This window comes from Methylorubrum extorquens, from assembly GCF_024169925.1.
In the GTDB taxonomy this organism is placed as follows: Bacteria; Pseudomonadota; Alphaproteobacteria; order Rhizobiales; family Beijerinckiaceae; genus Methylobacterium; species Methylobacterium extorquens_A.
This window is the reverse complement of the sequence record NZ_JALJXF010000001.1, coordinates 2,583,835-2,607,355: the sequence shown is the minus strand read 5'-3', so window position 1 is coordinate 2,607,355 and position 23,521 is coordinate 2,583,835. Positions and strand designations below refer to the sequence as shown.

Genomic DNA, 23,521 nt, shown 5'->3' with positions numbered 1-23,521 from the left:
CGATTCCGTGAGCGCCGATCGTTAGGGTTCTCTTGTGCAGTGCCGTGACGGACGGTTGGACAGGTTCTTGGCCGGCACATCCGTTGCAAGCTGGTGATCCGCCCATCGTGAGGACGGCCCCCTGAGCGCCCGGTCCATCATCCCGATCCGTCGGGACTACAACCGCCTCGTCGCCGACGAGACGCTGGAAGACTATGCCCTGCGCTTCACCGCAAAGAAGGCGCGGCGCTGGTCGTCCTTCCGCATCGCGCAGACGGCGCTCGGCTCGCTCTCGTTCCTGGCGCTGGAAGCCATCGGCGGCACGCTGGTGCTCGCCACGGGCTTCACCAACACGTTCGCCGCCGTGCTCGTCGTCGGGCTCATCATCTTCGCCACCGCCGCGCCGATCACGATCTACGCCGCCCGCTACGGCGTCGATATCGACCTCCTCACCCGCGGGGCGGGCTTCGGCTATCTCGGCTCGACGATTACCTCGCTGATCTATGCCGGCTTCACCTTCCTTTTCTTCGCCATCGAAGCGGCGATCATGGCGCTGGCGCTGCAGCTCTGCTTCGGCCTGCCGCTCTGGATCGGCTACATCGTCAGCGCGGGGGCGGTGATCCCGCTGGTGATCTACGGCATCCGCCTCATCAGCCGTTTCCAACTCTGGACGCAGCCGCTCTGGATCGGCCTCAACCTGCTGCCGCTCGTCTGCATCTGGCTCTCGGGGCCGGTGCCGTTCGAAGCCTTCACCGGCTATCCCGGCCTGGAAGCCGCGGGCGCGGGCTTCGACCTGCGCCTGTTCGGGCTCGCTTCCGGCATCCTGCTGGCACTGCTGGCGCAGGTCGGCGAGCAGGTGGACTTCTTGCGGTTCATGCCGCCGCCCCAAGGGAAGGGCGATTGGCGCTGGTGGATCGGGGTGCTCTCGGCGGGTGCGGGCTGGATCGTGCCCGGCATGCTCAAGATCCTGCTCGGCGCCTTCCTGACGGTGCTGGCGCTGGGCCACGGCATCTCGCCGGAGCGCGCCGCCGAGCCGACGCAGATGTACGCCGTCGCCTTCGGCTACGTCTCGGGTTCGCCCGGCGTCGCGCTGGCGCTGACCGGCCTTTTCGTGGTGATCTCGCAGCTCAAGATCAACGTGACCAACGCCTATGCCGGTTCGATCGCGTGGTCGAACTTCTTCTCGCGCCTCACCCACAGCCATCCTGGGCGCGTCGTCTGGCTCGTGTTCAACGTCGCCATCGCGCTCCTGCTGATGGAACTCGGCATCGACAAGACCATCGAGAGCACGCTGCCGCTCTATGCCTGCGTGGTCTCGGCCTGGGTCGGGGCGCTTGCCGCCGATCTCGCGGTCAACAAGCCGCTCGGGCTGTCGCCGCCGGGCATCGAGTTCAAGCGGGCGCATCTCTACGCCATCAACCCCGTCGGCACCGGGGCGATGGTGCTCTCGCTCATCGCCGGCTGCCTCGTCCATGCCGGCCTGTTCGGCGACGCGATTCAGCCCTTCGCGCCGATGCTGGCGCTCGCCACCGCCTTCGCCGCCGCACCCGCCATCGCGCTCGCGACCGGGGGCAAGCGCTACCTCGCCCGCGACCCACAGACCGCCTGGGATCGGGAGGAGATCACCTGCCGGGTCTGCGAGCACCCGTTCGAGGCCGAGGACATGGCACAGTGCCCGGCCTATTCCGGGCCGATCTGCTCGCTGTGCTGCTCGCTCGACGCCCGCTGCGGCGACCTGTGCAAGCCGCACGGGCGGCTGGAGGTGCAGGCCCACGACGCGCTCTCCCGCGTGCTGCCCGCGCGCACCGCCGCCTGGATCGGCGCGCCGCTCGGCCGCTACCTCGCGCTGATGATGACCCTGATCACGGTGATCGGGCTGATCCTCGTCATCGTCCATGCGGGTGCGGCCGCCGCGCATCCGGAGCATGGCGAAACCCTGCGCGCGGCGCTCACCAGCCTGTTCTTCATCCTGATCGTCATTCTCGGCGTGGTCGCGTGGCTGTTCGTGCTGGCCCAGGAGAGCCGCCGCGTCGCGCAGGAAGAGACCGCGCGCCAGACCGCCCTCTACGAGGCCGAGATCGCCGCCCACAAGGTCACCGACGCCAAACTGCAGCAGGCCAAGGAGACGGCGGAGGCCGCCAACCTCGCCAAGAGCCGCTACGTCGTCGGCATCAGCCACGAGTTGCGCACGCCGCTCAACGCCGTTCTCGGCTACGCGCAGTTACTGGAGGGCGACCCCAGCATCCCGGAACCCCGCCGAAACGGCATCCGGGTGATCCGCCGCAGCGCCCAGCATCTTTCCGGACTGATCGACGGCCTGCTCGACATCTCGCGGATGGAGGCCGGCCGGCTCCAAACCCACCGCAACGAGATTCGGCTTGCCGACTTCCTCGCCCAGATCGTCGACATGGTGCGGCTCCAGGCCGAAGGTGCGGGGCTGCGTTTCCGCTTCACCCGGCCCGAAATCCTGCCGGCGGTGGTGGCGACGGACGAGAAGCGCCTGCGACAGATCCTGCTCAATCTCCTCTCCAACGCCATCAAGTTCACGCCCGAGGGCGAGGTCGCCCTGGAGATGACCTATCGCGGGCAGGTCGCCGTCTTCACGATCCGCGACACCGGTCTCGGCATTCCGGAGGCCGATCTCGGCCGGATCTTCGAGCCGTTCGAGCGCGGCTCGATGCCCGCCGCCCGCGCGGCGCCGGGCACCGGGCTCGGGCTGACCATCGCGGGTCTGCTGGCGCAGGTGATGGGCGGCGAGATCACCGTCGAGAGCCGGGTCGGGGCCGGCACCTGCTTCCGGGTGCGGCTGATGCTGGCCTCGGTGAACCGCCCCGTGCCCGCCGCGATGCCGCCCCCCGCCGCCTGGGCACGTCCGGCCCCGACGGAGGCCGGCCGCCTCGTTCTCGTCGCCGACGACGATCCCGCCCACCGTGCGCTGATGCGCGAGATCCTCGAACCTCTCGGCTTCACGGTCGCCGAGGCGCCGGACGGCCCGGCCTGTCTTGCCTTGGCGAAGGCGCGCGAGCCGGCGCTGATCCTGCTCGACATCGCCATGCCGGGCATGAGCGGCTGGGAAGTGGCGCGAACGTTGCGCGAGACCGGCTTTGCCGCCCGGATCGCGATGATGTCGGCCAACGTCCACGAGATCAGTCCGAGCCGCGGAGCGGATGCGCCGCATGACGACATCATCGCCAAGCCGTTCGACATGCAGGACCTTCTGGAGAGGATCACGGGGCTTCTGGGTACCGCCCGCCCACTGCCCGGCCCCGCCCCGGAAACCCGCCCGATCATGGGTCCCGAACGTCCGGCCGACGCCGCGAAGGACGACGTGGCGCGCGGCGGAGTCGTGCCGCCCGAGCACGTCACCGCGCTGCTGCGCCTCGGCCGGATCGGCCATGTGCGCGGCATCGAGGCCAAGCTCACCGAACTGGAGACCGACGCCGCCGTGCCGCCCGCCTTCATCGCGCAGATGCGCGGGCTGGTGACGGCCTACGACATGCGCCGCTACGTCGGCGTTCTGGAGGGGCTGGCCCGCGATGCCTGACACGCGGCGCGACATCGTCCTCGTCGTCGACGATTCCCCCGATACGCTGAGCTTCCTCACCGAGGCGATCGAGCGCTCCGGCGCCACCGTGCTGGTGGCGGTGGGCGGCGACCTCGCCCTCGATCTCGTCGAGGAGATCACCCCCGACATCATCCTGCTCGACGCGGTGATGCCGGGCATGGACGGTTTCGAAACCTGCCGCCGGCTCAAGGCCAAGGGACATCTCGCCCATGTGCCCGTCATCTTCATGACCGGGCTGTCGGAGACCGAGCACATCGTGAAGGGCCTCGGCGCGGGCGGGACCGACTACGTTACCAAGCCCATCGCCCCCGACGAGATCCTGGCGCGCATCCGCGTCCATCTGGCGAGCGCGCGGGCGGCGCAGAGTGCCCGGGCGGCGCTCGACACTGCCGGGCGCACCCTGTTCGCGGTGGATGCCGCGGGCGCGGTCCTGTGGTGTACACCGCAGGCCGCCCAGGTGCTTGCCGCGCTGGGGGCCAGCGAGCCGCTGAGCCTCCCCCCGAGCGGGCGCGACTGGCTCGCCAAATGCCTTGCCGGCGCCGCCGCGCCCCTTGCACTCACCGATGCGCAGGGGCGCATCCATACCTTGAGCTTCATCGGCCGCACCGGGCCGGAGATCTTGCTTCGCCTCTCCGGCGATCCCGCCGCCGCCGGGCTGGAACGGCTGCGCGAGCGCCTGCCGATCACCGGCCGCGAGGCGGAGGTGCTGCTCTGGCTTTCCCGCGGCAAGTCGAGCCGCGATATCGGCGAGATTTTAGGGTTGAGCCCCCGCACGGTGACGAAGCACTTGGAGGGCATCTACGCCAAGCTCGGCGTCGAAAACCGCACCGCCGCCTCGGCGGTCGCGGCGCGGCATCTGCGCGATCTGGATTGATCCGGCGCAGCACCGCCGTCGTCGCGAGGCGGCGCCGAAGCGATCCGGCGGTAGGCGCCCTCAGCTCAAAGCCGGCTGGCCGTTCGAGGCCGAGAGGCCGCCATCGACCGGCAGGTTCACCCCCGTGATGAAGTGCGCGTCCTCGCTCGCCAGAAAGGCGATGGCGCCGGAGATGTCGTCGGGCTGCGCGCCCCGTCCCATCGGGATGCGTTCCTCGAACTGGGCCACGAGCTCGGGCTGGTCCTGCATCCCGGCGGTGAAGGGCGTGTAGACGAGGCTCGGATTGACCGCGTTCACCCGCACGCCGCTCTTCGCCTCATCGAGCGCGACGGCGCGGGTGAAGTTCGTCACCGCTCCCTTGGCCGCGCAGTAGAAGCTGTGATTCCAGTCACCCCCCAGGCCTGAGACCGACGAGACGTTGACGATGCAGCCGCGGACTTCGCGCAGGTGCGGCAGGGCGAAGCGCGTCATGTAGAAGACGCCGTAGAGATCGGTCTCGATCACGGTCGAGAAGTCGCCGATGTCACCCTCGTCCACCCGGCCGAGATGATCCTTGCCGGCGTTGTTGATCAGTACGTCGAGCCGTCCGAACCGGGCCATCGCCGCCTCGATCACGCCCCGGCACGCGTCGGCCTTCGAGAGGTCGGCGGTCTCCGTGTGCACGTCCGCCGCCTCGATCTCGGCCGCGACGCGCCGCAGGCCGTCCGCGTTCCGGTCCGCGAGCACGAGGCTCGCACCCTCCCGGCCGAAGCGGCGCGCGGCGGCCTCGCCGATTCCGGAGGCGGCCCCCGTGACGAGAACCACCTTGTTCGAAAACCGGCCCATGCGGCCTCCCGTGCTGTGGGCGAGGCGGCTGGCCTTGCCCGAAGCCCGGTCAACCGTCCCCGTCGGGGCGGGTTCCTGACAGTCCGGCAGGGCCCGAACACGACATCTCGAGGCGTAAAAGCAGCCAAACCGCCCTTCGATCCGCACGCGATCCGGGCCTGCGACTTGAGGCGGCGCATGCAGGCGTGTACGGCGCAGGCGTCATGCCTTCGCCGCATTCCGGGGGAAAGCAGGCCGCCGTCTCGTTCGGGTAGAAATCGTGCCGCGCCCGAGGCCGCATATGCCGATCCGGCGCACCGCGCCAGGAAGGCCGCGCCTCGGACCGATCGGCCGGGCCTGCGGCCCTCCCGCGGGGCCGCGGCGGACCGAGTGAGCACCGCGTCACGTATCTACGCGCCATCCGTTGAAGGGGTCATAACGCCGATGTTCCTTGCCAAGTTCTCCATGGCCAAGCCTTCCGCGCGCCCGCTGCGCGTGGCCGCGATCCTCGCCATGGCGGGCCTGGGCGCCGGCCTGGGCGGAACCGCCTTCGCGCAGAAGAAGCCGGCCGCTCCCGCCCCGGCCCCGGCCCCCGCGCAGGCCCAGCCGGCCGCGCCGGCCCAGCAGCAGGCCCAGGGCGCCGGCCCGCAGCTCATCAACGTGAAGTCCGAGCCGAGCCAGGCCGACTGGACCAAGGTCTGCGGCAAGGATCAGGGTTCGGGCACCGACGTCTGCTACACCACCCGCGACTTCGTGTCGGATAGCGGCCAGCCGGTGCTCGCCGTCGCGATCTACGACATGAAGAACGCCGCGACGAAGCAGGAGGTGAAGGTCGTCCGCTTCCTGCTGCCGCTCGGCCTGATGCTGGCACCCGGCATGCGCTTCGATGTCGACGGCAAGGAAGTGACCGGAGGCAAGTTCGCGGTCTGCTTCCCCAACGGCTGCTTCGCCGAGGCCGGCGGCGTCTCGAACGAGCTGATGAACGGCTTCAAGAAGGGCACCACGCTCAACGTCCGCGTCCAGAACCAGACCCAGCGCGAGGTGGTGTTCGCGGTGCCGCTCACCGGCTTCGGCAAGGCCTTCGACGGCCCGGCCATCGACCCGAAGGTGCTGGAAGAGCAGCAGAAGAAGCTCCAGGCCGAGATGGAGAAGCGCAGCGAGGACATGCGCAAGAAGCTGGAGCAGCAGGGCTCGGCCGGCGCGGCCCCGGCGCCCGCAGCCCCGGCCGCCAACGCCGCGCCGAAGTAAGTCGCGCCGTTCAACGGATTTCGGAAAGAAAGCCCCGCCGTGCTCGCCACGGCGGGGCTTTCTCGTTCTCGGAGCGGACCGCCCGGCGGCTTCCCGATCGCCCAAAACGAAGGGCGGATCGCAACCTCAAGGAGCGTCGTGCGTTCAGCCTGTCCCAGATCAGCCGGGCGGCCACAGTCAATCGCCAAGTTGTCGTTAAGGATGTTTCGCCGAGCCGCCTTCGGGATAGCGGGAGCAATGGTGACGAAACGCACCGCGCAATCCCACTGCACAAGGTTAGGGGTTATTTAACGGATCACGGCGGCCGCGAAGGAGCCGCAACGGAGTTCAGGCAATGAGCCAGCGCATCGAAGACATCAAGTTCATGGCGACGATGACCTTCGTCACCCTGTTCGGCACCTGCCTCACGGCACTGGTGGGCTGAGCCTCAGCCGGTCCAGGCACCGTCCGATCCGGAGGCTCCTTTCATGGCCCGGATCCGTTAAGAAGCCGCTTCCACATTTTTCCCCTTGTGGGGATGTCGCCGGGACCAAGCCCGGCCGGAAGCGTGAACCGTGCGACACATCCACGTCATCGGCATCGGAACCGGCAACCCGGAGCACCTGACGATTCAGGGCATCCAGGCGCTGAAGGCGACCGATGCGGTCTTCGCCCTCGACAAGGGGGAAGCCAAAGCCGGCCTTCTCGGCGTGCGCCGCCAGATCTGCGACCGCTACATCGAAGGGCGGCCCTACCGCTTCGTCGAGGCCGCCGACCCCGAGCGCGACCGCCGCCCCGCGGATTACGGCGTGGCGGTGGAGGATTGGCACGCGGCCCGCGCGGCGGTCTACGAGGGGCTGATCACCGAGCATCTGCGCGAGGACGAGCGGGGCGCCTTCCTCGTCTGGGGCGACCCGTCCCTCTACGACAGCACGTTGCGCATCCTGGAGCGCGTGCTCGTCCGCGGCCGCGTCGGCTTCACCTACGACGTGATCCCCGGCATCACCAGTGTGCAGGCGCTCGCCGCCGCCCACCGCATCCCGCTCCACCGCATCGGAGAACCGGTGCGGATCACCACCGGCCGGCGGCTTCGCGACGGCTTGGGAGATGGCTTGGGCGAGGAGCCCGGCGCCACCGTTGTGATGCTCGATGGCGACCCGCGCTTCGAGGGGCTCGACCCCGCGCTGACGATCCACTGGGGCGCCTATCTCGGCACGCCGGACGAGTTGCTCGTCGCCGGCCGGCTCGGCGACGTGGCCGAGGAGATCCGACGGGTGCGCGCGGAGGCCCGCGCCCGCCACGGCTGGATCATGGACATCTATCTGCTGCTCAAGCCCGCTCCCTGACGCCACCGACGTCCCCCCTCGCACTGCGACATAGTGTCGAGGCAGGAAAGCACCCTGCCGCGAACGGGCCGCTCGAAACCGATTTCTTCCGCCCCTGCCGTCCCCGGCGACAAGGGCCGCCTCCGGACGCTTTTTCGCCCTGGCAAAGGCCTTGCTTCGCCGCTCTCGCGATGGACAATTCTCGGATCGAACGAGAATCCGAACCATCCTGTGGGGGCGAAGTATGGCGGCTGGCTCGCGGCGGGTCATGCGCGGCGCTGCTTGGCGCGGGGTTACCTGCGTCTCGGTGGGGCTGGCCGGAGCCCTGACGGCGGGAATCCTGCTCTCCGTCCCAGGCCGGCCGACAGGTCCGCGCGGGGCGATCGATCCGGTCGGCGGCGGGCTTACCACCCGCACCGAACTCCATGCGACCGCGCCGGAAGCGCCGGCGACCCGCATCGTTCTCGGGCCCGGCGAACGCGACATACGCCTGTTCGGCGAGCTGACCGAGGGGGCGGCCGAGCAGCTGGCCGGGCTGCTCGCGGCTCACCGCGCGGTCGAACGTATCCATCTCACCAGCGAGGGCGGCCTGGTCGATGAGGGTGCGGCCATCGGCGCGCTGATCGCGGAGCACGGCCTCGTCACCTACGTGCCGGATTACTGCGTCTCCGCCTGCACCCTGGCCTTCGTGCGCGGGCGCGAGCGGCTGGTTCTGGCGGAGACGCGGCTCGGCTTTCACGCACCCTACGAAACGGGTCCGTTCGGTATCGAGATCGCGGCCGATAGCGCGCCCGAGCGCGCCGCCTATCTCGCTGCGGGCGTGAGCGCCGATTTCATCGAGGCCGCCCTCAAGGTCCGGCCGGACGACCTAATGATCCCCGACACCGACACCCTGATGAGGGCCGGCGTCGCAACCGGCCGGGTCGATGCCTACCGCTTTCCCGATTCCACCCTCGACGCCGGCGCCGACCCGGAGCGGGCCCGCTTCGCGATCCTGCGCGACGTGCCGCTGCTGGACGCGGTGGAGGCCGACGCGCCGGGGACGATCGCGCCGATCGCAGCATGGTATCTCGACGGTTATCGCCGGGGCCGCCCGGAGGGGGACGCCGTCGATGGTGTCCGCCGGATGGCGGCGCAGGCCGTGGCGCGAAGCCTCGCCGAGGCCGACCCAGCCGCCCTGACCGATCTCGGCCGGATGATCCTGCGGACGATGCAGCGTCCGAACCCGGATCGGATGCGGATCTGCGCGTCGGCCGAGGACGGGGTCGGCGCGGTGCTGACGCGGCCACGCCTCGGCGCCGGACAGCTCGCCGAGGGACGGGCGGTCCTGTCGCGGGCGCTCGGGTTGAGGGCGACGGAGGCTGCGCCTCAGCCCCTCCGGGAGACGCCACCGAGGCAGGCCGCAATCGCGGCGGCGACGGTGGGGGCCTCACCAAAGCCGGCGCGTGGGCGCGGCTGCTCGGCCCTGCGAAAAGCCTTCGCCGCAGCCCTGGCCCGCCCCATGCCGGAGGCGGCGCAGGCCCTGCGCCCGCTCCTCTTCCCCGCGCCGCCGGCACGCCTGCGCCCCGCGCTCGAAGCTTCCGCGCAACCGCGATAGATCCCGGCGGACGCGCCGGTCATACCGGATTCGGTTGATCCCTTCGGCAAGGCGGATTTGGGCTTCGCTCAAACGCCGCGCGGGCTGCGATACGGTTCCCTCTTGAATTGAGCAGAAACCGTATCAGTGTACCTGCCGTCCGGTGCCGCGGAGATGGCGGGCAAGCTCGTGGCCGACCTCGACGGCGACCTCGTCGACGAGGCGGGCCAGGGGCGGGTTGCGCAGGCCCGCCACCAGCCCCTTCATCGCCGCGGCATGGTCGGCGAGACGGTTGGCCTGTCGCTGAGCTTGGTGGACCTCCGAATCGACCGGCCGGCGCCCTTCGGTCAGGTCGAAGGCGAGCCCCTGGGTCGTGAGAGCCCCCGTTTCGGGATCGCGCCCGCTGCGCCCCATCAGCCGCAGCCAGCGCGGACCGTCGGGGCCGGGCCGCGTGCGGAACTCGGCCTCGAACGGTCGTCCGTCCTCCCCCGCTGCCCGCAGCACGCTTTCCAGCCGGACTGCGTCCTCGGCCTCCACCGCCGCCAGGGCCAGCGTCAGAGGCGCTCCGGCCGCCAAGGCTGCCGGTACCGCCAGGAGGCGTGCCAGGACCGGAGACAGGGCGAGCCGGTTGGAATCCGGATCATGAGCCCAGGCACCGAGGCAGGCGGAGCCGGCGAAGGCGGAAGGAAGGTCAGGTTGAAAAGCCGTCATCTCAAGGCACCGGCATCACGTCCGCAGGCATGCGCAACCGCAGCCCGGGCCTCTCAGGGAGCCCCAGCATCGACCCGACGAACGCAGAATTTGCCGCCGATACGGCGAAAATTGCAATCTCAAGTGAATTTTCTGCGGCAAATCCTGCCTTAAGTTACGATAACGGAATGCAACCGCCCTCGTAAAGCGCTGAGGTAACGGAACTGGAAAAACCCAACCTCAAGTCAACAGAATGAGAGTCGAGGCCGCCCCCTGCCTTAACGGGTGGTTAACCATGTTGGGCGAAATCCGGGGTCTGGGCAGCCCCGGCATCACAGGACCGGCAGCCTGACGAAACCGAGAACGGTGGGGTGGCCGGCATGAAAGCGATCACGTTCGTCACGCAGAAGGGGGGCAGCGGCAAGAGCACCCTGTGCATCTCGCTCGCAGTCGCCGCACAGGAAGCCGGCCACGCAGTCTGCATCCTCGAGATGGACCGGCAGGCCACGATCACCGACTGGCTCGATCACCGCACCGCCGACGGCCCCGAAGTGGCCCAGATCGACGCCACGCAGATCGACCTCGTGATGGAGCGGCTGGCGGAGTCGTCCTACGACTACGTGTTCATCGATACCCCTGGCATCGATTCCAACGGGACGCTCTCGGCGATCCGCGCGGCGGATCTGTGCATCATTCCCTGCCGGCCGACCCCCGCTGACCTGCGCGCCTTCAAGCCGACGCTCGCCGCCGTCTACCGCCTGGAGAAGAAGTTCGCCTTCGTCCTGAACCAGACGCCGCCGCGCTCCTACCGCATCCGCGACGCCGCCGACGGGCTCGCGGTGCTCGGCATCCTGCCCGACGTCAACATCGTGGCGCGCAACGACCATCAGGACGCCATCGGCGTTGGCCAGGGCGTCACCGAGTTCAATCCGAAGGGTCAGGCTGCGGGCGAGGTGCGCCGGCTGTGGAGCTGGATCGAGCGCCGCATGCAGGCGACCGGGCAGCGGACGAGCAAGGCCGTGACGGCCAAGGATACGAGAAAGCATGTCAAGGCCGCCTAAGCTCGACCTCGCCTCGATCGTCGCCTCCGCCGGCCCGGCCGGCGGGCCGCGGAAGGGCGCAGCCCGATCGGCCGCGAAGGCGAACGCCCCGACCGGAGCGGAGGTCGTCCGGCTCGATCTGGCGGCCTCGGCGCCTGCTGCACGGGCCGGCACCCTCAAGGAGCGCGCCAAGCAGATGTCGGTCTATCTGGAGCCCCCGGTCTACGACCAGCTCCGGGATCTGGCCTATGCCGAGCGCACCAAGATGCACGCCCTGATGCTCGAAGCCCTCGACCTGCTGTTCAAGCAGCGCGGCGCCCGCTCCATCGAGCAGGTGCTGGGCGAGAACCCGCGCTGAGAAACGGAACGCGCGGCGCAGCTTTCCGCTCGATTCCTTGAGAATTTTTGCGTGCGCAACGCCCCGGCTCACCCGCGGCCCGGCCACCCGTTCAGCCTTCCTTTACCGCGTCCGGACGATCCTCTGGGGACGGCCGGGCGTCTGTTCCGGCTCGGCGTAGCGTGATCCCCTGAGGCCCAGCTTTCCGCGGCCTTGAGGGAACTCTGTGGCGTAGGCGGGGAGCGGGCGAGCGACATGACTCATGTCATGCCACGGGATTTGGCATCGATCGGGACGGCCGCGGACGCTCCGACGCGGGGTGCGGCGGCGGTCCTGCGACCGGCCCTGCAGCTCCTGGCGGTCTGCGCGGTGGCGCTGACGACCGCCAACTGCGCCAACAACCCGGCCAAGCTCGCGGGCGGCGCGTCCTCGGGCAGCGAGATCGATCCGAAATACGGCGTGAAGGCGAGCCGCCGCCTCTACAACGAGGGCGACGTGATCCCGAAGGGGGGCGGACGGCGCTTCTCGGGCAAGCCCTATGTGGTGGCGGGCAAGACCTACGTGCCGCGCGAGGATGCCCGCGGCTACGTGCGCGAGGGTCTCGCCTCCTGGTATGGCAGCGCCTTCCACGGCCGGGTCACGGCCAACGGCGAAGTCTTCGACCGCCACTCCATCGCCGCCGCGCACCCCACGCTGCCGCTGCCGAGCTATGTCCGAGTGACCAACCTCGACAACGGCCACTCGATGATCCTGCGCGTCAACGACCGCGGCCCCTACCATGCCAACCGTCTCATGGACGTGTCCGAAGAGGCGGCCCGCGCGCTCGAATTCCATCGCAAGGGCACGGCGCGGGTGCGCGTCGAGTATGCCGGCAAGGCCTCGGTCGCCGGCAGCGACGACCGCAAGCTTCTCGCGACCCTGCGCACCGACGGCCGCCCCGCCGCGATCGGGCGTGCGCCGGTGATGATGGCCGATCTGGGCCCCTCCGAGCCCGATGCCGCGCCCGAGCGGCTCGAACGCGCCTCCCGCGCACTCGCCTTCCGCCCGGCGGGCGAGCGCGACGACGACGCGCCGGAAATCGCAGCCCCGGTCGCGCGCCCGGCCCGGCCCGCGCCGATCGTGCTCGCCAGCGCGGCGGTGGCCGTCCCGGCAGCCCTGCAGCCGACCGCCGCCCGCGCCGCGCCGTTCCGCCCGGCTCCGGTGGCGCTCGCTGCCGCCTCGGCCAAGCCTGCCCCCGAACCGCGCCGCATGATGGCCGAAGCCGGCCGCTCCGCGCAGCCGGCACAGGGCCGGCACAAGGATACGACCGTTCCAGCCCCGGCGCGCTTGGCCTCCACTCCGGTCAAGGGCGCCTCCGTGCCCGTCCGTACTGCGCAAGCGGTGCCGATGAAGGCGGCGGCCGCCAAAACGCCGGTCCAGCAATTCGCCGCCACCAGCACCGTCAAAGGTGCATCCAAGCCCGCCGGCAAAGCCGCGGTGCCCGAACCCGCCTCGCGTATGGCGGCGATGCCGCCCACCTCGAAGCAGGCGATCGCCAAGCTTGCCAGCACGGCCCCGGCGCCGGGCACCAAGACGGCAGCCAAGACCGCCAGCAAGACGGCCGTGGCCCAGGCGTCCGGCCCGTCCGGCACGAAGGCGAAACGCTCCCAGGTGGCGGCAGCGAACTGACGCCGCCCTGCCGACAGGGCCATCGCTCGATGCGATCGGCCCTTGGTTTCCCACTGACCTCGAACAACGGCGCCCCAGCCTCCGCAGACCGTCGTCTGTGATGTTCGAAGTCGCCCAGGCGGCTCCGAGCGAGAGCATGGCCCTCGCCGAGGCGTAACGCGGGCCGAGAAGACTACTCGGCCTTGGCGTTCACCTCGAGCTTGTCGAGGACCGCCGCCGGGGTCGGGGCGGTGCTGACATCGACCATGCCGAGGCCCTCGCCGCTCTTCGCCTTGGCGCTGATCGAGAGGGTGCCGGGCTTGGCCACGAACTTGCCCATCGCCGCGCCGATCGCCTTGGCGGCGGCCGAGTTGCCGAGGATCACCGGCACGCCGATCACGCTCGCCGTGACGTATTCCTTGCGCAGTTCGTCGGGCTTGAGGCTCAGCACCTTCGCCTGGGCGTCGATGAAGCGCTCAAACAGGCCGCCATTCTCCAGCGTCAGGTCCAGCGCCTTGGCGGTGGCCGAGAGCATGGCAAAGCCCGAGACCGCAGCATCGGGATCGAACACCTCGGGGCCGATGCCGCCCAGCGTGGCGTTGAGATGCAGCCGGCCCATATCCTTGCCGGAGAGCGACAGCGCCTTGAAGCTCAGCTCGCGCTTGTCCTCGCTCCAGGCGGTGTCGGCCGTGGCGTCGAGATCGAGGTCGCGGTAGCCGTAGAGCCCCAGCGAGCCGAGACCGGGAACGCCCTCGACGGCGGAAGTCGGCATGGTGAGGCCGCTCAGGGTGAAGCGGGTCTCGGTCGGCACGCCATCCTTGGGCGGCCCGAAGCTCATGCTGGCGCCGCGCAGGCCGATATGGAGCGGCGGGAGCGGAACCCGATTCGGCGCCTTGAGCGGATCACCCGAGGCGGCCGGGGGCACGACCGCCACCTGCGCGAGATCGAGCCCGAGATCGGACAGGGTCAGCGTGCCGATGACCGGCGTCAGGCGGCGCAACTCCGCCTCCTGCAGGTCCGGCGCCGGAGCCGCCCCCTTCCCGAGATCGGTACCGGCGGGGAGCGGTGCCTTCGCGAGACGGCGAAGGGCGGCGATGGTCGGCTCCAGGGAGAAGCCAGTGAGGGAGAGGCGGGCGATCTTGCCCTGCGCCTCCTTGGCCCCGAAGCCGATCTCGGCAAGCGTGATGCCGGCCTCAGCTCCGCCGGCATAGCTCATGCGGCCGATGCTGAAGGAGAGCGGATCATCGCCCTTCACCTCCTTCACGGTCAGGTCCGTCGCCTCCAGGCTGCCGACCGAGACCGATTCGGCGAGATCCGCGAGCAGGCCGGCCGAGCGGGCGCGCTTGGCCCGGTCGTCCTCGGCCAGCCCGCCATCGCCCAAGGCCTCCACGGCGCCGCGCCAGGTCGCTGGCGTCTGGCGTCCGGCGAGGTCGCGGCCGGTCAGACGGGCGATCGACACCGTGGTGCCGCGCTCGTCGATGAAGGCGATGCTTTCGACGGCGAGTGCCACGTAGAGGCGCTGGAGCGGGCTGCTCGCGTCGCCGGCCTCGCTGTAGAGGCGTGCCAGGGCGGTGAGATCGACCTCCTCGGCGCGGATGCGGCCGTAGCTGCCGCTGCCCGCCTGCGGCGCGCCCTCGACGGAGAGCGTCGCGCCGGCCGCCGTCAGTTCGCTGATGCGCCCCGCCCGGATCGTGCGCGCGGCCACGTCGCGGTAGGTGACGACCTGCCGCCGGTCGCCGTCGCGGCGCTCGACGCGCAGCTCCGGCATGGTGAGGCTGCCGGCATCGAGGCGCTGAAGCCGAGCCGGCCAGAGATCCTTGACCGGATCCTTCGCGTCTTTCGCGTCGGCCTTGAAGATCGCGAGCAGGTCGTCGCGGGAGAGGCGCGTGCCGCTCACCGTGACCTTCGGCGCGGTGACGAGCGTGTCGCCGAAGGCGAGGCTCACGTTGTCGAGCACAAGATCCTGGACCGCGGACGCCGCCTCCTGTGCCACAGCCGGCGCCGAGGGCGCAGGCCCTGTCAGCAGCGCGACCGCGCAAGCCGAGGCGAGCAGTGCCCGCATGAAGACGGGACGGCGCGTCGATGACGTCATGGCTGGATCGGATCGCAGGCTGGCGGGAGATCGGAAAAGGGCCGTGAGACTTCCATCCCTGCCGGTTTTCCACAGGCGTGGCAATTGCGCCGGTGCCACGGCAGGACAGTCACTCGACGCCGCTTGCGCGGGCCCAGGGCGCGAACAGCGTCGCGCGGAGCGGGCTTTTCGGGGCTTGAGCCCCGGAAAGCGTCGAGCGGAGCGACAGCCCAAAGAGTCGAGACTGTCGGCGGAGGCGGTCACCGGCGCCTGAGGCCAGAATGGCGATCGCCCCGCCCGCGATCCTCGGATCGCGTCCTCAGATCGCGAAGGAGGTGCCGCAGCCGCAGGAGGCGGTGGCGAGCGGGTTCTCGATCTTGAACGACTGGCCGATCAGGTCGTTCACGAAGTCGATGGTCGCGCCGCCCATATATTCGAGCGAAACCGGATCGACGAGCACGGTGGCGCCGTCGCGCTCGATCACCACGTCGTCGCCCTCGCGGGCGCTGGTGATGTCGAAGGCATAGGAGAAGCCCGAGCAGCCGCCGCCGTTCACGCTGATGCGCAGCGACGAACCGGGGGGCTCGGCACCCATGATCTCGTTGATCCGCTTGGCGGCGCGGGCGGTGAGGTTGATGTCGGCCATCGTGGCGCGGCCCCGTTTCTCGAACCGGTGTCGTGAAGGTGAGGGCCCGCGATTGTCGCGGGCTCCCCCTTACCCAAGATATGGGGTGCAACGGCCGGCCGCAACGCGGCTGCGGAAGGAAGGGTTGAGCAGGTGCGGCAGAACGGCGAGCGCTGGCGGGCGCCCTACGCCACCGATCCGGCGGCGACCCGCGGGCGGCTGATCCCCGAGGCGTTCTCGCCCACCCGCAGCGACTTCCAGCGCGACCGCGACCGGATCATCCACTCCACCGCCTTCCGGCGGCTGAAGCACAAGACGCAGGTCTTCGTGCATCACGAGGGTGACCATTACCGCACGCGGCTCACCCACAGCCTGGAGGTGAGCCAGATCGCCCGGGCGCTCGCCCGCGCGCTCGGCCTCGACGAGGATCTCGCCGAGGCGCTGGCGCTGAGCCACGACCTCGGCCACACCTGTTTCGGGCATACCGGCGAGGACGCGCTGCACGCCTGCATGGCCGATTACGGCGGCTTCGACCACAACGCCCAGGCGTTGCGCATCGTTACCCGGCTGGAGCGGCGCTATGCCGGCTTCGACGGGCTCAACCTGACCTGGGAGACGCTGGAGGGGCTGGTCAAGCATAACGGCCCGCTCCTCGACGCCTCCGGTGCGCCGATCCCGCGCTACGCCGCCGACGGCATCCCGGCGGCCGTGCTGGAATACAATTCGGCCAACGACCTCGAACTGTCGCGCTTCGCCGGGCCGGAGGCGCAGGGCGCGGCGCTCGCCGACGACATCGCCTACGACGCCCACGACCTCGATGACGGCCTGCGGGCCGGGCTGTTCGATCTTTCCGACCTCGCGGCCGTACCGTTCCTGGCCGGGCTGCTTGACGAGATCGACACACTGCATCCCGGCCTGGAGCCGTCGCGAAAGATCCATGAGCTGGCGCGGCGCGTCATCACGCGCTTCGTCGAGGACGTGATCCGCGAGGGCGAGGCGCGCATCGCCGCGCTGGCACCGGGAAGTGTCGGCGACATCCGGGCCGCGCACGAGCCGGTCATCGCCTTCTCGCCCGCCATCGCCACGGCGGACGCGGACATCAAGCGCTTCCTGTTCGCGCGGATGTACCGCCACCCGGAAGTGATGGCGGTGCGGGCCAAGGCCGCGACCATCGTCGACGACCTGTTCTCGGCCTTCCGTGCCGACCCCGCACGGATGCCGGCCGAATGGTCGGAAGGTCTGGGGAATGCCAGCGAGGCCCGCCTCGCCCGGCGCATCGCAGACTACATCGCCGGCATGACCGACACCTACGCGGTGCTGGAGCACGGCCGGCTGTTTGCCGCGACGCCCAACCTGCACTGGAGCCCGCCGAGCCGCGGCCTGCCGCTGACCGAGCCGTGAGGCGCCGCCAGCGGAAGGCTCACGATCTCATTCGCAGACGCAGCCCGCGCCGTAGCCGGTGTTGTAGACCGGCGCGTAACCGGTGGTGACGGGCGCGTAGCCGTAGCCATAGGCCGGTGCCGCGTAGCCGTAGGCGGGCGCGCCGTAGCCGTAACCACCCCAGCCGCCGCCCAGCGCGCCCCCGGCGAGCCCGAGGCCCAGCCCGAGCCCGGCACCGGCCAGACCGATCCCGGCCCCCGCAAGGCCGAGGCCGGCGCCCCGTCCGTAGCCGTAGCCGCGGCCGTAGAGACCGCGCGCAGCGTGGCTGCGATAGGTGTAACCACCACCATAGCCGAAGCCGCGATGCCCGAAGCCGCCGCGATGGCCGGCGAACCCGCCGCGATAACCACCGAAGCGGCCGGCGTGACCGAAGCGGGCGCCATAACCGTGATGACCGTAGCCGCCATGATGGCGACCGCCGCCGACATAGCCGCCATGGCCGCCGAACTCGCGGGCCTCGACGGTTGCGGGAGCGAAGGCCAAGGCGGCGAGAGCGGTAGCGGCGAGGGCGAAGGACTTCATCGGGCGGTCTCCATGCAGGATCTTGCTCCGACAACGCCGCCGTTCGCGCCCTGCGTGCAACGGTGCATTCTACCGAGAGAGCGCCCTGTCCCCGCACGAAAGGCAGCAGGGGGCCAAGCAGGGGCCAGATATGGGAGAGGACCGATTGAGCACCGACCGCACCACCGCGCGCGACACCCGCGCCGCCTATTCCCGCCTCGTGCCGCTGACGACGCGCTGGGGTGACAACGACGTCTACGGGCACGTCAACAATGTCGTCTACTACGCCTTCTTCGACACGGCGGTGAACGGGATCCTGGTGGAGGTGGGCGCCCTCGACATCGCCCGTTCCCCCGTCATCGGCCTCGTGGTGGAGACGGGCTGCCGCTACTTCGCTCCGGTCGCCTTCCCCGACCGGATCACCGCCGGCGTGCGGGTGGCCCATCTCGGCCGCAGCAGCGTACGCTACGAGATCGCGATCTTTCGCGAGGACGACGTGGAGGCGGCCGCGCAGGGGCACTTCGTCCACGTCTATGTCGACCGGGAGACGCGCCGACCGGTGCCGCTGCCGGAGCGGCTGCGGGCGGTGCTGGCGGAACTCGCGGTCGGCCCGGAGGAGGCGCCGTGACACTCCCGCCCACCATTGCTATGCCGCCCCGACGCCGGCCGCCCGACGCGCGGGTGGGCCGGCTCGCGGCAACGACGAACACCTGAGCCTCATGAACATCTTCGCCCTCTTCGAGACGCGCGTGCGCGAGGCGCTCGAATCCCTCACCCGCTCCGGCCGGCTGCCCGAGGGGCTCGACCTGTCGCGCGTCGTGGTCGAGCCGCCGCGCGACGCCTCGCACGGGGATCTCGCCACCAACGCCGCCCTGGTGCTGGCGAAGGAGGCCAAGCAGAACCCGAAGGCGCTCGGCGAGGCGCTGGCTGAAGAACTGCGCACCGATCCCCGCATCGTCGAGGCGAGCGTGGCAGGGCCCGGCTTCATCAACCTGCGGCTCGCGCCGGAGGTTTTTCAGGATGTGATCCGTGCGGCGCTTCGCGAGGGCGAGGGGTTCGGGCGCGGACACATGCCGGGCGGCCCGGTCAACATCGAGTATGTCTCGGCCAACCCCACCGGGCCGATGCATGTCGGCCACGGGCGGGGCGCGGTGTTCGGCGACGCGCTCGCCAACCTGCTGGCCGCCGCCGGCCGGCCGGTGACGCGCGAGTACTACATCAACGATGCCGGCGCGCAGGTCGATGTGCTCGCCCGCTCCGCCTACCTGCGCTACCGCGAGGCGCTGGGCGAGACGATCACGATCCCCGAGGGGCTCTATCCCGGCGACTACCTCAAGCCGGTGGGCGCGCAACTGGCGGAGACGCATGGCCGGGCGCTCCTCGACCGGCCCGAGCACGAATGGCTGCCGCAGGTGCGCCGCTTCGCCATCGACGCGATGATGGCGATGATCCGCGAGGATCTCGCGGCGATCGGCATCCGCCACGACGTGTTCTTCTCGGAAGCCACGCTTCAGGGCGAGAACGGCGGCCAAGGGGGCAACAAGGTTGCGGAGCTGCTCGCCGCGCTGCGGCAGAAGGGCCTCGTCTACGAGGGACATCTGCCGCCGCCCAAGGGCCAGTTGCCCGACGATTGGGAGGACCGGGAGCAGACCCTGTTCCGCTCATCCCAGTTCGGCGACGACGTGGACCGGGCGCTGCTGAAGTCCGACGGCTCCTTCACCTACTTCGCCTCCGACATCGCCTACCACCGCGACAAGTGGCTGCGCGGCGCCAACGAGCTCATCGACGTGCTCGGCGCCGACCATGGCGGCTACGTCAAGCGGATGCAGGCGGCGGTGAAGGCGGTCAGCGACGGGCAGGCCCGGCTCGACGTCAAGCTCTGCCAACTCGTGCGGCTCTTGCGCGCAGGTGAGCCGGTGAAGATGTCGAAGCGGGCCGGCGAGTTCGTGACGCTGCGCGACGTCATCGACGAGGTCGGCCGCGACGCGATCCGCTTCATGATGCTCTACCGCAAGAACGACGCGACGCTGGATTTCGACCTCGCCAAGGTGGTGGAGCAGTCCAAGGATAACCCGGTCTTCTACGTGCAGTACGGCCACGCCCGGCGCTTCTCGGTGCTGCGCCAGGCCCGCGAGGCGATGCCCGGCGAGGACTTTTCGCCCGCGGCGCTGCTCGCCGATGCGGACCTGTCGGTGCTCACTGATCCCGGCGAGATCGAGATGATGCGCCTGATTGCACAGTATCCGCGGGTGCTCGAATCAGCGGCAGCGGCGCATGAACCGCACCGAATTGCGTTCTATCTCTATGAAACGGCGAGTTCGCTGCATAGTTTCTGGAACAAGGGCAAAGACTTGCCGCAATTACGGATTGTTAATCCAACCGACAGAAAGTCCACCCGGGCCCGCTTGGCCCTCGTGGAGGCCTTGGGCGGCGTTCTTGCCTCCGGCCTCGCGGTTTTGGGCGTCTCCGCACCCGATGAGATGCGGTGACCGAGGACGGCTGTTGAGAGGATGAGGCCATGACGGGACACGCTTCGCGCGCGACGGTCGACTTCGATGCCTTCGAGCGCGAGCTGCGTCAGACGTCGCAGGAGGCGATCCGGGGCAAGGCTCCGCAGGCCGCCCCCAAGGGCGACCCGCTCGCCGAGCTTGCCCGCATCGTCGGGCAGGACGATCCCTTCCGCGCCCTGCTGGAAGCGCGGGAGAAGGGCGCCGCCCAGGAGGCGGCTCCCGTGACGCGCGGATCGGAGACGGGCCGTCCGGCCCGCGTCGAGCCGACCTTCGTGGACGAGCCCGCCCACGACCCGGCCAGGAATCAAGCGCACAGCCAGGCGCATGCCGACGCGCAGACTCAGACCCCCGGCCAGTCCCAGAGCCCGGCGGACGCCTTCGACCAGTATCTCGCCTCCGTCGAACAGGGCATGTACGCCGACGGCACGACCGATCCGGCGGCCTTCGCCGAGGCCGACGAGACTTACCGGACACGGTCAGCGGAGCGTCCGCGCGCCCGCAACCGCCTCGTCCAGGTCGGTGCCAGCCTCGCCGTGGTCGCTGTCTGCGTCGGCGGTGCCCTGGCGTGGCGCGGCACCCATGGCGGCGGCAGCGGCGGCCCGATCACCGTGCTCGCCGACAAGACCCCGCTGAAGGTGCAGCCGGCAGCGACCGACGGCGTCGAGATTCCCGACCAGAACAAGCAGATCTACGACCGCAACGCCAAGGACGGTCAGATCAAGATCGTCAATCGCGAAGAGCAGCCGCTCGACGTCAACCAAGCCGCACGCACCGCGGCCGCCCGCAGCGACGGCGGCGAACCGGGGCAAGGCGGGGCGACACCCGGCAACACGTTGTCCGACACGTTCGGCGAGCCGCGCCGGGTACGCACCGTCTCGGTCAAGCCGGACACCCCGGTCCACCAGCCGCCTGCGCCCGCGGCCGAGACCGCCCAGGCGCAGACTTCGGCGATCCCGACCATGACGATGCCCGACGCCTCCGCCGCGAACACCGCGACGCCAGCCTCGGAGCCCCGCCGTTCCGCGTCGCGCACCCTGGCCACGGTGCCGGCGACCACGCCCGTCGCCGAGGCACCGTCTGAGACACCTGCGGCACCCGCCGCGCGCCCGAAGGCGCCGCAGCGCGTCGCCTCCGTCTCGCCCGAGACCACCGCCAGCACCTCCGAGCCGTCTCCCGCCTCCGGCTCGCTCACGGCGCCGGTCAGCGGCTACTCGGTCCAGCTCGGCGTGCGCGGCAGCGAGAGCGAAGCGCGTGCCGCCTTCCGCGAAATGCAGGGCAAGTACAGCCAGCTCTCCGGCAAGCCCGAGTTGATCCGGCAGGCCGAGGTGAACGGTAAGACCCTGTTCCGCGTCCGCGTCGGGCCGCTCGCCAAGAACGAAGCCTCCAGCCTGTGCAGCGCGCTGCAGGGTGCGGGCGGGCAGTGCTTCGTCGCCAAGAACTGAGCTGACACTGCGCTTGTTGTCGGCCGGTTTCGGCAAATCCCCGGAACCGGCTCGACTGCGCGCATCCTATCCGACCCCTCATCCTAAGATGCCCGCTGACGCGGGCATCTTAGGATGAGGGCGTGAGTGGGATCGACGCCGTGCTCGGCAAGCCCTTTCGCCCGTTTCGCCCCGTCCGAGGAACGCCGGCTCCATGACCTCCGCGAGCATGACTTCCGCCAGCACGCCCCGCGCCGTCATCCTCGGCTGTTCCGGCACGGCGCTGACGCCCGAGGAAGCCGCCTTCTTCCGCGATCTGCGGCCCTGGGGCTTCATCCTGTTCAAGCGCAACATCGGCACGCCGGACGACGTACGCGCCCTGACCGCCGCCTTGCGCGAGACGGTGGGGCGGGTGGATGCGCCGATCCTGATCGATCAGGAGGGCGGGCGGGTGCAGCGCATGGGCCCGCCGCACTGGCCGAAATATCCCGCGGGCGGCCGCTTCGGTGCCCTCGGCGATGACGCCGCCGACATCGCCCGGCTCGGCGCCCGGCTGATGGCGCACGACCTCGGGTCGGTCGGCATCAACGTCGATTGCGCGCCGATGCTCGACGTCCCCGTCGCGGGCTCGGACAACATCATCGGCGACCGGGCCTACGGCGACACGCCGGAGAGGGTGGTCGCACTCGGGCGCGCCGTGGCCGAGGGGCTGATGGCGGGCGGCGTGCTGCCGATCATCAAGCACATTCCCGGTCACGGCAGGGCGACCTGCGACAGCCATCTCGACCTGCCCGTGGTCGAGGCCGACCGGGTGAGCCTGGGCGCGAGCGACTTCCGCCCGTTCCGGGCGCTGGCCGACCTGCCGCTCGCCATGAGCGCGCATGTGGTGTTCACGGCCCTCGATCCCGAGCAGCCCGCCACCCTGTCGGAGCGCGTGATCCGCGAGATCGTGCGCGGCGAGATCGGCTTCGACGGCCTTCTGATGACCGACGACCTGTCGATGCACGCGCTCCAGGGCCCGTTCCGCGCGCGGGCGGAAGCCGCCTACCGTGCCGGCATCGACGTCGTCCTCCATTGCAACGGACGCATGGACGAGATGCGGGCCGTCGCCGAGGGCGCGTCCGATCTCGCAGGGGAGGGCGCCCGCCGGGCCGAGGCCGCACTTGCCCGCCTCACGCCTCCGGACGCCCTCGACGTGGCGGAGGCCCGCGCCCGCTTCGAAGCGGCCTTGGCGATCGCATAACAGCGACCACACCGCCTCTTTTCCGGCCTCGGACACCGGCAGCCGCTCCCGCGGCCTTGGCTTTCGCGCCGCGGGGCGCTCTACACGCCCGATGGTCCAGCGATACGCCCGGCAACGAGGCGGAATGCGACAAAGAAGGGCAGGCCCTGCGCGGCCTTTGCCCGCCTGTGCGCCGGGCACTGCTTGTGTTCGCGCCACGCGATCCCTAGGTTCGCCCGAATTCAAGTGGAGGCGCCGCCGGAGTTGGTGCGGTGCAGGAGGTTGCCATGGGCAGCATGAGTGTCTGGCACTGGGTCATCGTGGCGGTCGTCGTCATGCTGCTGTTCGGCCGCGGCAAGGTGTCCGAGCTGATGGGCGACGTCGCTAAGGGCATCAAGGCCTTCAAGAAGGGCATGGCCGACGACGAGACCCAGCCGAATACGGCGACGAGCGTTCCCCCGGTGGGCCCGAACGATCCGGTCCGCACGCTGCCGCACCAGGGCGCGCCGGGTACGGCCCCGCAGCCGCCGCATGTCCAGCCGCACGTGCCGGCGGGCGACCACAAGGCCGTCTGACCGACAGGCTCAACAAGGGGCGTGCAAGGGCTGCAACGGCTTTCGGGCACGGTTGAAGATCGGCTCCGGGCAGGATAGCGCGGGCCGCTCGC

Annotated in this window: 19 protein-coding genes; 14 read left to right on the top strand and 5 right to left on the bottom strand. The window is 70.3% G+C overall.

All coding sequences use genetic code 11. From position 1 onward, the window contains the following. Positions 1-307: 307 nt before the first annotated feature. Together J2W78_RS12265 and J2W78_RS12260 are read left to right on the top strand one after the other, a co-directional pair. Complete coding sequence (locus J2W78_RS12265; protein ID WP_253370796.1) at positions 308-3,523, top strand: hybrid sensor histidine kinase/response regulator; 3,216 nt, start codon at positions 308-310, stop codon at positions 3,521-3,523. Beyond that, the gene (locus J2W78_RS12260; protein WP_253370794.1) at positions 3,516-4,418 is read left to right on the top strand and encodes a response regulator transcription factor; all 903 of its coding nucleotides are present in this window, start codon (positions 3,516-3,518) and stop codon (positions 4,416-4,418) included. Before J2W78_RS12265 ends, J2W78_RS12260 begins: the two co-directional genes overlap by 8 nt. A 60-nt stretch (positions 4,419-4,478) precedes the next feature. On the opposite strand, the gene J2W78_RS12255 is transcribed toward J2W78_RS12260, so the two are convergent. Beyond that, positions 4,479-5,243 carry an SDR family NAD(P)-dependent oxidoreductase gene (locus J2W78_RS12255; RefSeq protein WP_253370792.1) on the bottom strand — a complete coding sequence of 255 codons (765 nt, stop codon included), beginning with the start codon at positions 5,241-5,243 and terminating at the stop codon, positions 4,479-4,481. Between the two features lie 423 nt (positions 5,244-5,666). Here J2W78_RS12255 and J2W78_RS12250 point away from each other — a divergent pair, with 423 nt between their 5' ends. From J2W78_RS12250 to J2W78_RS12240, 3 genes are all read left to right on the top strand, one after another. After that, entirely contained in the window at positions 5,667-6,470 is an 804-nt protein-coding gene (locus J2W78_RS12250; RefSeq protein ID WP_253370790.1) for an invasion associated locus B family protein, read from the top strand. 554 nt (positions 6,471-7,024) lie between these two features. Then, positions 7,025-7,795 carry a precorrin-6A synthase (deacetylating) gene (cobF, locus tag J2W78_RS12245; protein WP_253370788.1) on the top strand — a complete coding sequence of 257 codons (771 nt, stop codon included), beginning with the start codon at positions 7,025-7,027 and terminating at the stop codon, positions 7,793-7,795. 247 nt (positions 7,796-8,042) lie between these two features. Then, complete coding sequence (locus J2W78_RS12240) at positions 8,043-9,371, top strand: hypothetical protein (RefSeq protein ID WP_253370786.1); 1,329 nt, start codon at positions 8,043-8,045, stop codon at positions 9,369-9,371. A 123-nt stretch (positions 9,372-9,494) separates the two neighbouring features. Here J2W78_RS12240 and J2W78_RS12235 read toward each other — a convergent pair whose 3' ends face one another. Then, positions 9,495-10,061: a hypothetical protein gene (locus J2W78_RS12235; RefSeq protein ID WP_253370784.1), complete on the bottom strand. Its 567-nt coding sequence runs from the start codon at positions 10,059-10,061 to the stop codon at positions 9,495-9,497. 359 nt (positions 10,062-10,420) lie between these two features. On the opposite strand from J2W78_RS12235, the gene J2W78_RS12230 reads away from it, so the two are divergent. The 3 genes from J2W78_RS12230 to J2W78_RS12220 all read left to right on the top strand — a co-directional run bounded on the left by J2W78_RS12230 (position 10,421) and on the right by J2W78_RS12220 (position 13,085). Further along, on the top strand, positions 10,421-11,101 hold the full coding sequence (locus J2W78_RS12230; RefSeq protein ID WP_253370782.1) for a ParA family protein: 681 nt from the start codon (positions 10,421-10,423) through the stop codon (positions 11,099-11,101). Next, entirely contained in the window at positions 11,085-11,438 is a 354-nt protein-coding gene (locus J2W78_RS12225) for a ribbon-helix-helix domain-containing protein (protein ID WP_253370780.1), read from the top strand. The genes J2W78_RS12230 and J2W78_RS12225 overlap by 17 nt, the downstream gene beginning before the upstream one ends. A gap of 234 nt (positions 11,439-11,672) precedes the next feature. Further along, positions 11,673-13,085: a septal ring lytic transglycosylase RlpA family protein gene (locus J2W78_RS12220; protein WP_253370778.1), complete on the top strand. Its 1,413-nt coding sequence runs from the start codon at positions 11,673-11,675 to the stop codon at positions 13,083-13,085. Positions 13,086-13,257: 172 nt separating this feature from the next. On the opposite strand, the gene J2W78_RS12215 is transcribed toward J2W78_RS12220, so the two are convergent. Both J2W78_RS12215 and J2W78_RS12210 read right to left on the bottom strand, forming a co-directional pair. Beyond that, complete coding sequence (locus J2W78_RS12215; protein WP_253370776.1) at positions 13,258-15,156, bottom strand: hypothetical protein; 1,899 nt, start codon at positions 15,154-15,156, stop codon at positions 13,258-13,260. A 298-nt stretch (positions 15,157-15,454) separates the two neighbouring features. Beyond that, positions 15,455-15,781, bottom strand: a complete 327-nt coding sequence (locus J2W78_RS12210; protein WP_004447459.1) for a HesB/IscA family protein — start codon at positions 15,779-15,781, stop codon at positions 15,455-15,457. A 132-nt stretch (positions 15,782-15,913) separates the two neighbouring features. Here J2W78_RS12210 and J2W78_RS12205 point away from each other — a divergent pair, with 132 nt between their 5' ends. Then, positions 15,914-17,161 (top strand): deoxyguanosinetriphosphate triphosphohydrolase, encoded by a 1,248-nt coding sequence (locus J2W78_RS12205; protein ID WP_253370774.1) that lies wholly within the window; start codon positions 15,914-15,916, stop codon positions 17,159-17,161. A 27-nt stretch (positions 17,162-17,188) separates the two neighbouring features. On the opposite strand, the gene J2W78_RS12200 is transcribed toward J2W78_RS12205, so the two are convergent. Beyond that, a complete protein-coding gene (locus tag J2W78_RS12200; protein WP_253370772.1) occupies positions 17,189-17,722 on the bottom strand; it encodes a hypothetical protein in 534 nt (177 codons plus the stop codon). 145 nt (positions 17,723-17,867) lie between these two features. On the opposite strand from J2W78_RS12200, the gene J2W78_RS12195 reads away from it, so the two are divergent. The 5 genes from J2W78_RS12195 (at position 17,868) to J2W78_RS12175 (ending at position 23,429) form a co-directional block, all read left to right on the top strand. Then, positions 17,868-18,329 carry an acyl-CoA thioesterase gene (locus J2W78_RS12195; protein ID WP_253370770.1) on the top strand — a complete coding sequence of 154 codons (462 nt, stop codon included), beginning with the start codon at positions 17,868-17,870 and terminating at the stop codon, positions 18,327-18,329. Positions 18,330-18,420: 91 nt separating this feature from the next. Continuing rightward, positions 18,421-20,190 (top strand): arginine--tRNA ligase, encoded by a 1,770-nt coding sequence (gene argS, locus J2W78_RS12190; RefSeq protein ID WP_253370768.1) that lies wholly within the window; start codon positions 18,421-18,423, stop codon positions 20,188-20,190. Positions 20,191-20,219: 29 nt separating this feature from the next. Then, entirely contained in the window at positions 20,220-21,653 is a 1,434-nt protein-coding gene (locus J2W78_RS12185; protein WP_253370767.1) for an SPOR domain-containing protein, read from the top strand. Between the two features lie 193 nt (positions 21,654-21,846). Beyond that, entirely contained in the window at positions 21,847-22,875 is a 1,029-nt protein-coding gene (gene nagZ, locus J2W78_RS12180) for a beta-N-acetylhexosaminidase (protein ID WP_253370765.1), read from the top strand. 266 nt (positions 22,876-23,141) lie between these two features. Next, the gene (locus J2W78_RS12175) at positions 23,142-23,429 is read left to right on the top strand and encodes a twin-arginine translocase TatA/TatE family subunit (protein WP_012254652.1); all 288 of its coding nucleotides are present in this window, start codon (positions 23,142-23,144) and stop codon (positions 23,427-23,429) included. The last annotated feature ends 92 nt before the right edge of the window (positions 23,430-23,521 follow it).